The sequence below is a fragment of the Brasilonema angustatum genome (assembly GCF_059505445.1).
The window spans coordinates 36,717-48,221 of record NZ_JCACKO010000153.1 but is presented as its reverse complement, the minus strand read 5'-3'; the positions used below and the strand labels follow the sequence as shown (position 1 = coordinate 48,221).

Annotated in this window: 8 protein-coding genes; all 8 read right to left on the bottom strand. The window is 41.1% G+C overall.

Annotated features, from left to right (window positions below):
- Positions 1-396 precede the first annotated feature (396 nt).
- Positions 397-981 (bottom strand): Uma2 family endonuclease, encoded by a 585-nt coding sequence (locus AC5JM2_RS33415; protein WP_495840102.1) that lies wholly within the window; start codon positions 979-981, stop codon positions 397-399.
- 112 nt (positions 982-1,093) lie between these two features.
- Positions 1,094-1,732 (bottom strand): peroxiredoxin, encoded by a 639-nt coding sequence (locus AC5JM2_RS33410; protein ID WP_495840100.1) that lies wholly within the window; start codon positions 1,730-1,732, stop codon positions 1,094-1,096.
- Positions 1,733-1,866: 134 nt separating this feature from the next.
- Complete coding sequence (gene hpsP, locus AC5JM2_RS33405) at positions 1,867-3,060, bottom strand: hormogonium polysaccharide biosynthesis glycosyltransferase HpsP (RefSeq protein WP_495840098.1); 1,194 nt, start codon at positions 3,058-3,060, stop codon at positions 1,867-1,869.
- Between the two features lie 86 nt (positions 3,061-3,146).
- Positions 3,147-4,322 (bottom strand): hormogonium polysaccharide biosynthesis glycosyltransferase HpsO, encoded by a 1,176-nt coding sequence (gene hpsO, locus AC5JM2_RS33400; protein WP_495840097.1) that lies wholly within the window; start codon positions 4,320-4,322, stop codon positions 3,147-3,149.
- A 106-nt stretch (positions 4,323-4,428) separates the two neighbouring features.
- A complete protein-coding gene (hpsN, locus tag AC5JM2_RS33395) occupies positions 4,429-5,415 on the bottom strand; it encodes a hormogonium polysaccharide biosynthesis glycosyltransferase HpsN (protein ID WP_495840214.1) in 987 nt (328 codons plus the stop codon).
- A 29-nt stretch (positions 5,416-5,444) separates the two neighbouring features.
- Positions 5,445-7,142, bottom strand: a complete 1,698-nt coding sequence (hpsL, locus tag AC5JM2_RS33390) for a hormogonium polysaccharide biosynthesis protein HpsL (RefSeq protein WP_495840095.1) — start codon at positions 7,140-7,142, stop codon at positions 5,445-5,447.
- 481 nt (positions 7,143-7,623) lie between these two features.
- Positions 7,624-8,373, bottom strand: a complete 750-nt coding sequence (locus tag AC5JM2_RS33385) for a glycosyltransferase family 2 protein (RefSeq protein WP_495840093.1) — start codon at positions 8,371-8,373, stop codon at positions 7,624-7,626.
- Positions 8,374-8,704: 331 nt separating this feature from the next.
- On the bottom strand, positions 8,705-11,419 hold the full coding sequence (locus AC5JM2_RS33380) for an HD family phosphohydrolase (RefSeq protein ID WP_495840091.1): 2,715 nt from the start codon (positions 11,417-11,419) through the stop codon (positions 8,705-8,707).
- Positions 11,420-11,505 lie beyond the last annotated feature (86 nt).

Below are 11,505 nucleotides of genomic sequence, written 5' to 3'. Positions count from 1 at the left end.
CAAAGCAAATGCTTTGTGTCAACAAAAACCTTTAAATATCAATAAAACCCAAAATAATCGCAGTATTTGCTCGGTTCTTGACAATTTTCTCAACGTAGATGCCCTGCGGCAAGCTTGTAGGATCGCCTTAACCCCTAAAAAACCAGTCAAGCACTAATTATTGTTTTCAGTTGATGCGCTGATTAATATTTTTGTCAAGACTCTAAGATGCATTTACCTTGATGCTGCACCCCTACATGGGTTTGTCGGTTCAAAAGAATGAAAAGCACTACAGAACGAGTCAAATTGTGGATGAAAGTATTAATAACAGGGTTGTACACCCTAATACTGAATTTGTAATATTTTTTGACGATTAACAAAAGTGCCTTCGCAAAGCTACAACCTGAAAGGCTTTTACTACCAAACCTTATTCATATTCAAAACAAACCCTGGCAAAACTGACTCACCACTGACAGTGACAGGATTATCCAAACATTCCTCTGGCATTCCAGGACGATAAATATAAACTTTGCGGTGCTTGCGATCAATCAACCAACCTAACTGTATCCCTAGCTCTCTCATATATTCTTCCATTTTAGATTTTAAAGGTTGAAGATTGTCAGAAGACGACCGGAGTTCTACGACAAAATCTGGACAAATTGGAGCGAACTTTTGTTGTTGTTCGCCAGTTAGAGCATTCCACCGTTCAAGTTTCATCCAAGAAGCATCAGGCGCTATATCTGCGCCTGTTGATAGCTTAAATCCAGTACTGGAATCAAAACAAATACCTGTTCCGTCTTGATTTGCCCAAATTCCCAACTGGAGAGCTACGTTAAAATTGCGGTTACCTGTCTCTGAACCAGTAGGAGGCATAATTGATATCTCACCAAATTTATCACGTTCAATACGTAAATCTCGGTTAACCTGACAGAACTCAAAAAATTGCTCATCTGTCATTTGCAAATCTGGTGGCATCCGTAAAAAAATAGGAGATGAAAGCATAGTTATTTTCTCTAATTGCCTACCCAACTAGCTTTTATTCTCACGCAAAAACGCAAAGACGCCAGAGAAAAACTCTGCGCCTTTGCGCCTTTACACGAAACAATTCCCAGATTTACTTATTAGGTTGAGGAGTCAAGCGCAGATAGGGCTTCACTTCCTTATATCCTTTGGGGAATTTCTCCTTCAGCACTTCTGGATCTTTTAGCGAAGGAACGATGACTGTGTCATCGCCATCTTTCCAATCAGCTGGTGTCGCTACGCTGTAGTTGTCTGTCAACTGTAGCGAGTCAATCACCCGAAGAATTTCATCAAAGTTGCGTCCTGTGCTGGGAGGATAAGTTAAGCTCAGACGTAGTTTCTTGTTGGGATCGATGATGAATACTGTACGTACAGTCACCAATGCATTAGCATTCGGGTGAATCATGTCGTAAAGATCAGAAACCTTACGATCCGCGTCTGCCAAAATTGGATAATTGAGGTTTATGCTTTGAGTTTCCTCAATATCCCCAATCCATCCTTTGTGAGATTCAACATCATCAACACTGAGGGCGATCGCTTTGACATTGCGTTTGTCAAATTCTGGCTTTAGCTTAGCCACTCGCCCTAACTCTGTTGTACAAACAGGTGTATAATCTGCGGGGTGAGAGAAAAGCACAACCCAGCTGTCGCCAGCCCATTCGTAAAAGTCTATTTCTCCTGTGGAGGAGGCTTGGGTAAAGTTTGGTACTGTGTCGCCTAAATGGAGAGCCATGTCACATTCCCTGTGGTTCAAAAAGCCATATGTATTCTATCTTGCCATAATGACACTAAACCCCGGTTTGCCGATTGGGCTTTAGCCTCATGAAACAAAATTTTAGGTTGTGCAAACTTGCACAAACAGATTTACTATTTTACGTCTAAGTGGGACACGATTTGATGATATGCGTCAATGGTTTGATGAGCGATCGCATCCCAACTATAATTTTTTAGGGCATACTCTTTAGCACACAATCCCCGCCGTTGGCGTTCCGAAGGATTTTGTAATGCTATACGAAGCATGTTAGTGAATTCTGACACATCTGTTCCGCCCACCCATCCCGACTCGCTATCACGCACTTCTTGACAAATATGTACTTGGTCTGATATTACTACTGGTGTTCCTGCTGCCATCGCTTCAGCTACAGCAATACCAAAATTTTCGTAATAGGATGGCAAGACGAAGATATCAGCAGCTTGTAGAAGGGTAGATTTTAATTCACCTGTGACAAAGCCAGTGATTGTGGTGTGCGATCGCAACTCAGAAGCTTGTATTTGTAATTTTATCTTTTCTTCATAACTTGGATCTTGAGGATTAGTCCCAGCTAAGACAAAGTGAAAATTTAATCCTTCAGCTAAAAGCGCCTCTAACGCTGGAAGCAGTAGATTCAATCCTTTTTTTGGATCAATCCGGGACATAAACAGCACCAAAGGTATATCCTCTGGTATGCCTAACTTACGACACACCTCCTCTGTTTCTGCTTCCCCCACCCTCTTAACAGGGTTGACACCCAAGGGAATCACCAAATCTCGGGTTGAGACTCCAAATCTTTCTGACACCTTGGCTTCCTGAACGCTAGTGAAGTGAATTGCGGCTGCACCAGCTAAATTTGGACGTTCTAAAATTGCGGCATAAAGCTTTTTTAATTGCCTTTTTTTACGTAAATCAGCAGGATCTAAAGTTCCCAAGGGACGCAAAATGTAAGGTAGTTTTTCTCTGTGACAAATAGTCGCGGCAAAGCTACTAACAGGGGAAAATAGAGCATGAATATGGGCTAAGTTAAACTCATTGGCATGACGATTTAACCATTGAAGTAAGTCAACAGAAAATTTATAGCGACGAAAAGGGGCACAACGAAAATAAATGATTTTATAGCCATCCTGTTGAATGGGACAATTTAAGGGAACATCCAAAGGTTTTTGCCCAGAATCACCATTGCTGTCAGTGGTGAGAATAGTAACTTCTACTCCTTGTCGTGCTAATGCAGGAGCTAGTCCTAGTATCATTTGACTAGGACCACCGTAAATGAGGGAAATTGAGGGGACAATTTGTAGAACTTGCATAATTAGTCAAGAACTAGGGGTGTAAGGGGGTGGGGGTGTAAGGGTATAGGGGATGTACGCAGATAGTTCTCTATGTAAATCTGTGTTTATTGATTATCGACAAGTTCTTTATAAAATTCCAATTGCTGTTTTGCTAAAGCTTTATTTGTGTACTGACTCATTACTTTTTGATAACCCATCTCGCCTAATTTTTTCGCGAATTCAGGTTTTTCCATCAATCGGAGGATGCAATCAGCCAGCGCTTTCGCATCTCCTTCAGGAAATATTAACCCAGCATCACCAATAACATAGGGAATTTCGCCAGAATTAGAACCAATAACAGGGACTTTGCAAGCCATTGCTTCTATGAGTACATGACCAAATTGTTCTTTCCAGCCAGCAGAAGTGAGATTTTTGAGACTGTAGTTTGTTTCTGATGGGAGGACTAAAGCACTCATTAAATTAATATATTTTGGAACTTCATCATGTGGAACGCTTTCTACCAAGATGATTCTGTCTTGAATCTTATATTCTGCTGCTTTGTTCATTAACTCTGATTTTAATGAACCACGTCCCAAAAGTAAGACTTTCCAAGATTTATCTCTCAAACTGGCTAAAGCATTTATCAGAGTCAGTAATCCCTTTTCTGGAACAAAGCGTCCAACAAATCCCACAACAAAATCACCTGGTTGAATTCCTAATTTACTTCCTAATTCTGGTTGTGGTGTAGGAGTAAACAGAGTTTCATCAACACCCAGTTGAGGCATAACTTTGATTGAACATTTGTATCCGTGTTGTCGTAATATCTCGGCACCATCTTGGTTACCCGAAATAATGCCGTGACTGTGGGTTAGATTATATTTCTCTAATAAAGAAACTGGAAATTTCAGGTTATATGGTAAATTCCACCAGGTGAAAAAGACATTTTTTGCCTTTAATCCTAATAGTTTATTTAAAGTAATCGTCTCAGCATAAGCTAATCCCTTAGAACCTTGTTCTACCTGGATAATCTGGGGACGAAAATCCCACAACAAAGATATCAAATCAGCACCAAATGTCAGGAGTCCTTGATGATTTTGACTCAAGTTGGAAACCGGAATGATGCGAAACTTACCTTCATCACGGTATTGAGTTTCAATTATTTTATTTTGAACACCGCCAGGTTTCCACTTTTTGGGAACGACAACTGTTACTTCAATTTCCGGTTCTAGTTGAGAGAGAATGCGTAGTTTTTCACAGTTAAGGTCTACAATATAAGTGTGGCTTGCTACTAAAATATTCATTGATATCTCATAATTTGTCATTTTTTATTTTCAACTGCAGATGCACGCGGATATGTGCAGATCAATCTATCATCTATTTGCACATATTCGCTTCGTCAATCTGCAGTTAAATAATCTTAACTTGCTCATCCATGTGAGTGTAAATTTGACCATCATTCCAAATTGATTGAACAACACTACCCAAGGCTTTTAAAAACCCCAAAAAGAAGAAAACACCACGAGTCACAATTTTGATGGGTGAACCACTTTTGTTGCAAGGAGGATGTCCAAGGACATGACAGTCAAATAAACGAGCATAAAGGCGTAAAGCTTGGGTAGCAGTAAGGTTCTTCAGCCCCATTAAGAAATGGTTGTGGTAAAAAGTGAGTTGGTATTGGAGAGAGCGCATACTAATATCATGGCAACCTCCCGTCTCTTCTCCTAAATGTACCAAATCTGCTTCTGGGTCATACCAAATTTTATATCCTGTTTGCCGCAACCTTAAACAAAAATCAGATTCTTCTCGCACTGCGCTACCACGAAACCTTTCATCAAATTTCAAGCCGTATTTGGTAAAAATTTCGCGACGAAAGGACATATTACAACCTCTGGCTGTGAGAACTTCTTGGGGCTTAATTGTATGTACCAAATCGATATAATACCAAGCAATTCCTGGATCCATTGCTTGTGGAGGAAGATATGAAATCTGTAAGTTTCCCCCAGAGTCACCTAATTTCATTCTGTCAAATACCCGTCCGGCAATAGCCCCCACTTCTGGTTTTTCTAAATAGTTTTTCGCATGGGCTGCTAAAAATCCAGGAGTTAATTGCACATCATCATCAATAAATAAAATGATTTCACCTGCTGCACGCCGCACTGCATAATTCCGCGCCCCAGGCAAACTTGCCCAATTCAAACGAAACCACTTTATTTTGTTAGTTTCGGCTAACTCTTCTAAGTAAGTTTCCGTTTCTGATTGATGTTTTGGAGTTTGATCCACAACCAAAACCTCATAGTTTGGGTAGTCCTGTTTCAAAACATCAGCAAGACTATCGCGCAGTGCTTCCTCACGACAGTACGTCGGGATAATAACAGAAATTAAAGGTAAATTCATATTAAGAGTCATTAGTCATGAGTCATTAGTCAAAAACTATTCTCCCCTGCTTCCTCTGTTCCTCTCTCCCTTACTCTCTTCCCTCTACTCTTCTTACCCTGTTTCTCTTTTGCCTGCGCTTCTTGGAGTCTTTCTTGCTTGTCTATTTCTGGTAATTTCAACAGAACTCCAGCAAAGAACCAGTAATAGACAGCGATTGGATCGACATCAAGAGGATAATAGTAGGTGTTGTAACTAATAAATAATATGAACACCCACAAAGCAGCTGCGTAACTGCGGAGATTAGGATTTCTGATGGAACGATAAGTCTGGAAGCACACGATTGTTAAAGTTGTGACTAAAGCTAAAAATCCCAGTAATCCCAACGGCCCAATTTCATATATTATTTTAGGATAGTAAGTTTCTATTAGTCTGGTGCTACCTAGCACACGAGCAGAGTTAGTGGCGCGCCCTAACCCATGTCCTAGCGGTTCTAAATTTCTCCAAACGTTGCCAAATTGCTGCGTGATAAATTCTAGGGGTGGGGAAGCTTCCCAACGTTCATTCAGACTTGCTGTCCTTTCTTGGAAAATCTCAGGGTTTTTGATGATCGCAAATCCCAAAATCATCGCCAGTCCCACTGCTATGGGCAGAAACCGTTTGAGGTTGCGAATTTGACCAGTCAGCAATAGTAAAACTACGAAGCACATAGGTACCAATGCTAGAGCTATTCTTTGCCCGGAGACAATTGCATTGATCATAACTGCTGCCATAGAGCTTAAACTCAGAATCCGCCAGATTCTAGAAGGATCACTAAAGCCGGAGGCAAAGGCAAAAAAGACACTGGAAATCAAAAACCATCCCCACTGCCAAGGCGCAACAAAAGTTCCTGGTAGACGAATTATCCCTTGATCGGGACTATAAATCAGAGAACCACCAAAGTAACATCGCGCTTCGATTGATGCTTTAAATTGGGCAGCCCCTTCTAAGAATCTTGTGCCTTGGCATATTCCCTTCGATAGTAATACGTATTGAATCAATCCCATCGCACAGCACGCTAATATAAGCACAATTTGCAGGCGCGATAAAAATAGGAAATCCCGCTTATTGCGAATGAGATAGTAAGCGCAACCAATCAAGGGTACATAGCCTAACAAGACTTTTAAACCGAGTATCCCCACGCCTATGGGTATTTCTGTTGTTGTATCATCTAATAATTGAGTTAAAGATGGGTTAAGCTGCTGCGCTCCATTAACAAATACTAATGTCAACAGACATATACCTAACAAAATAAACAGTGGAGTTTTAATAGCTTGGGGAATGATTAGGGGTAGTCGTTGTTTACGACACATTTGCCAAAGTCCAATCAGCGCTGGAATATAAAAGGAGTCTTTTGCTAATTGGAGTATGGGACTATTGCCGAGGTAGTAAGTAATAGTACCCGCAAACGGCACGTAAATAATGAAGGCAAAAAGGGCTTGGCGGGGATATTTGTAGGACAAAGCAATAGTCACAATTCCCAATAAACCTGGAACTGCTGCCTTAATTCCACCGACAAAAGCCATGAGAATGCCAAAGAAGATACCGCCAAAAGCAGCAGTCGTTAAAAAATTGGTGAATTCTTTGCGCTGTTGTGCAGCTTTACGCTTTTGGGCTAAACGTTCTTTGAGGCTAAGAGTTGGAGTTTCCTGACTCTTCTGTTTTTTTGCTTTTTTGTATTTGTTGGATTTTAACTTTGCTGTCAGCATGGCGTTGCTGTATATATGCGCATAAAGTCACTAGCTATAGATGTTTTTTTACATATTATTTTGAATATAGCAGTCCTAAATGATTCTTGAGAATCTGTGTGTGTGTCTTATTTACCGAAAAATTGCAGTCAGTCAAGAACTAGGGGGTAAGGGTGTGAGGGAGAGGAAAATCCTATGCCTGACGGCAATCGGACTTACGCGCAAGAGATCCTGAGTTGTGGGAGGGTGTAAGGGGGTAAGGGTTTGAACACCTACACCCTTACACCCCTATACCCCTTGCTTGCCCAAACCCTTAATTTCTCGTTTCCATGCGTAAGTCCTGGGCAAGCTACTTTGAACAGAGGTGGGGAGGGTGCCCATCAAGGAAAAAAGGTTTGTATCCATGTTTGTAACCGAGGCAGCACAAGGGAGAGGTAGCTCAAAAGAGCGGGTTTCCTCAGGAAAGACGCCACGAAGTGCGAACAGAAACCAAACTGGATTCCTATAAATTCAACGGGTACAAATTAAATTCTTCGCGAATTGATTGGTTTAAGGTTTTACGGTTAAAAAAACTAAATGTTAACTGGCTTGTTCCATAATAAAGATTTTCTCCGGTGGCAATAATATAAACTGCGCCTGGAAACGGCAATGGCTGAAGATGATTTCCATCTTTAGCCAAAGTTTCTCGGACTTTTTCATGATCTATATAGAATTTATAGTAACCATATCCACGGTTATATTCTGGATTCTCAGGTAGATTATTTAAGTCGTACCTGAGAATATTACAAGAGCCACACATCTTATAAAAATTTCTTCTTTTGACATAGATAACATCACTTTCGTTTTGATATTTGTAACCTTTATTTATAAACCAACCATTATTATGATGATTTTGATTAACAAATTCTGCTAAATACTTGCTGACGCAATCGTCAGCATCCACAGTCATAGTATAAGATGGAGAAAATTCTTGAGCATGGATTAATCCCTTCAAAATTTTTCGCCCTTTATCGGTATGCCCTCTAGAGAACGTATCTGGCTCGTTAGCTGCTGGTGGAAAATCAACTTCGATATATGTAATGTGAGGATGATGAAACTCAACTTTTGGCTTTTGGTGGCAAACAACAATAACCCGATAATTAGAGGAAGTTTGATGGCAAATTGATTTGATACATCTTTCAAATAACTTGGTTACAAGTTCCCAAGATTTAGAAGCTTGCGGACTTTTGAGGGGTATGACAAACACAAGCATAAGCTATTAAGAACTAGACTACTTGCTATTACTGGTTTTCTTGATTTTGAATGTTAGCGTAGCGTGCCGTAGGCAGCAAATACGTTAATTTTTTAATGTAACAATCCTATTTGATTTTTATTAAACTAGTACCGCAAGGCGGAAGTCAAAAGTCAAAAGTCAAAAGTCAAAAGTATTATGGGATGGGCTTTTTAGGGATTTTAAATGGTGAACCAGCGCTGCAGGAGGGTTTCCCTCCGTAGGCGACTGGTGAACCCGAAGGGTTGTCCTATTTACGCCTAACTGTACTAGGTACACTTTTACCAGTTACCAGTTATCAATTGTTCACTGTTTACTGTTCACTGTTCACTGTTCCTTCTTTTACTACCTTTAATTTCGGGTAAGCAATGCGCTTATGATGGAATTGCTGCCAAACTTGCACGAAAATTTCGGCAATTTCGGTCATTTCCTCTCGTGTTAAGCCTGAATCTAGGAGTTGATTGTCTTGCCATCTGGCGCGGAGGATGTTGTTCAGCATTGCTAAGGCTTGTTCTGGTTTGGCGTCTGTGAGCGATCGCAGCGCTGCTTCACAAGAATCCGCCAACATGACGATTGCTGTTTCCCGTGACTGGGGTATCGGACCATCGTAGCGGAAATCTGCCTCGTTTACTTTTAAACTTGGATCTAAGAGCGCCATTTGCTTTGCTTGGTGATAGAAATAGGAAATTTGCATTGTTCCCTGATGTTCTGGAATAAAAGCTTGAACTAAAGAAGGCAAACTGTGCTTGCGTGCGATCGCCAGCCCTTCACTCACGTGCTTTTTGATAATGTACGCACTCATCCAAGGATCTTTAATTTCTGTGTCGTGTTTATTCGGTCTCCCCATTTGATTTTCAATAAATGCCATTGGGTCGTGTATTTTGCCGATGTCGTGGTATAATGTACCCGCCCTAACAAGTTCAACGTTGCATCCTAGCTGTTTGGCAGCAGCTTCGGCAAGAGTCGCCACAAAAAGGGTATGCTGAAAAGTCCCAGGAGTTTCAGTCGCAAGTCTTTTCAATAAGAGGCGGTTAGGGTTCGCCAGTTCTGCAAGCCGGATAGGAGTGACTAAGTCAAATAGTTTTTCTAAATAAGCACTCAACCCCATCCCCACGATGCTCCATACTAAGCCGGATAAAGCAAATAATCCTGCTTTTTGTAGTACGAAGTAGTGCACTGGAACTCCGAATATAGCACTGAGCAAAAGTTTGATGATTAAGTAAACACCGCCTTGTGTCAAAGCGATCGCAACACTCAGAAGTGCTAATTCTTCACGCGATCGCAATCTTTGTGCAACGCAACTCCCTAAAAGTCCCCCTGATACACCGGCGACAAGACCAATTAGACTTATTTCTAGACTCATGGGTAGCAGTAGTGACAGCAATCCTACAACAGTCACGCTCAAAGTTGGCCCATAAAAGCTACCTAACAATAACCCAACAGCACTCCAGGTGGTGTAAGGTGTACCCATCATTATTACCAGTGGTACACTTAGGCTCAGCAGCAATACCAATAGGCGATCGCTTTGCCGAAATCGGTGCTTGATCCGCCCTTCTACGATTGCAAAAATACCAACAGACGCGGTGACAAAGCTTCCTAACTGTATCAATTCCAGCCAATGAATTTCGCGCCTAATCAGGTGATAATGGTCTAATACGTCAAAATTCCATGCACTCAGCTTCTGTCCCTGACGGACAATCACCTCACCACTATACACAGTGACAATGACAGGTTCTACCTCTGCAGCTACCTTTGCAGTCATAAAATCTGTTAGTAATTCATCTTTCTTTAAATTTGGTTTGAGTACAGCTAACAAAAGTTTGCTAGCTAAAGCTTCGGCATTTTTTGGTACCAAGGTTTGGACTTGTATGCTGACTGCATCTTGTAGGATATTTTGTGGTAGTCCGGGTGCAATACCTTGGGTGAGAATCCGCTTTGAAGTTTGTTGGATTCCCATTTTTGTTTTCGCCCAATCCTCATTTGACAAGTTGAGAACAGAAGCTTCATCGTACACTGTATCTGGTTTGGCACTCACCAAATCTGTCAGTTTAGTCTTTGCTTGAGTGTATCCCTGCCGTATGTTCGTAATTTGAGCAAGCAGTGAGGAAAAGTTTTGCTTGGAAGTTTTGAGGCGGTAAGCTTGTAATTGGGCCACTGCTTGTGCAAAATCTATGTTTTGGAACAAATCATTTGATTTTAAGTCTTGAGTATTGGATGCGTAAAAACCTGAAACAGCAGGTTGTTGTGATGTTTCGGATAAAGCTAGCACGTTGACTCTAAAAGCTTCTTTTGATGTGGAAGAAGTGTGATACGGTTCGCCAAGAGCAGAAACTTTTCCTGCATTCTCATTTCTGTGTCTTTTCGCATCCTTCTGTCCTCTTTGACTTCTGGGCTTTTGAAGCAACATTGTTGATTTTTGCTTATCAGTATTTTCTACAGCTAACAGCAGTGCTTGCCATTCCCAAGTAGAACACGAACGCAAGTAACGCTGGGTAGAGACGGACAAAACCAAAGTGTCAAAAAAAGGAAAAGATCCAACTGTTGCACGAATTTCGTTCCCCTCTTGCAAAATCTCTTGTAAATTTTGCTCAATTTCTGCATTGATGCGTTCATCAACCATCAGAATTGGTAAGGAACTTTTTGTTGCGGCTTTGCGCTTTTGTGCTGTTTTTTTCTTATTTTCGATTTTCCCAGTAGCTGGTGCCCTGATTGTCTGTGGCGCAACAGTCCCCACTTGCAACTGGGGTTGATTATATAACTTTTGCCCCATAACCCCTGTTATAGAGACAACTGTGATGACAAAAACAACGCAGGAACGCCTTACTTTCACCCAGGGTGAACCCACTGCGTCAATACCATTTTTTTTATCTTTGAGTGATTTGTCAATTGAGCCTGACACTCTTGCTGGTGGGTATCCGTCTTTTCGGCTTGTTGTTGATGATGCAATATGACAATGTCGCACTTTGTACTGTCGCCGCCAGAAAGTCAGCTTCTGAGTCAAGGACTGAAAAAATTGCTGCGTTTTCATTACCTGTGACCGCAGTTACTTACTTTGATAGCTTAAAACAAGACAATCTAGGACGGGAATATACTTGAAGCCGATTTGCCACTATA

Bases quoted from the DNA above. Each gene is read 5' to 3' on its own strand.
- AC5JM2_RS33415 (WP_495840102.1), bottom strand. From the start codon at position 981: ATGCTTTCATCTCCTATTTTTTTACGGATGCCACCAGATTTGCAAATG.
- AC5JM2_RS33410 (WP_495840100.1), bottom strand. From the start codon at position 1,732: ATGGCTCTCCATTTAGGCGACACAGTACCAAACTTTACCCAAGCCTCC.
- hpsP (WP_495840098.1), bottom strand. From the start codon at position 3,060: ATGCAAGTTCTACAAATTGTCCCCTCAATTTCCCTCATTTACGGTGGT.
- hpsO (WP_495840097.1), bottom strand. From the start codon at position 4,322: ATGAATATTTTAGTAGCAAGCCACACTTATATTGTAGACCTTAACTGT.
- hpsN (WP_495840214.1), bottom strand. From the start codon at position 5,415: ATGAATTTACCTTTAATTTCTGTTATTATCCCGACGTACTGTCGTGAG.
- hpsL (WP_495840095.1), bottom strand. From the start codon at position 7,142: ATGCTGACAGCAAAGTTAAAATCCAACAAATACAAAAAAGCAAAAAAA.
- AC5JM2_RS33385 (WP_495840093.1), bottom strand. From the start codon at position 8,373: ATGCTTGTGTTTGTCATACCCCTCAAAAGTCCGCAAGCTTCTAAATCT.
- AC5JM2_RS33380 (WP_495840091.1), bottom strand. From the start codon at position 11,419: ATGAAAACGCAGCAATTTTTTCAGTCCTTGACTCAGAAGCTGACTTTC.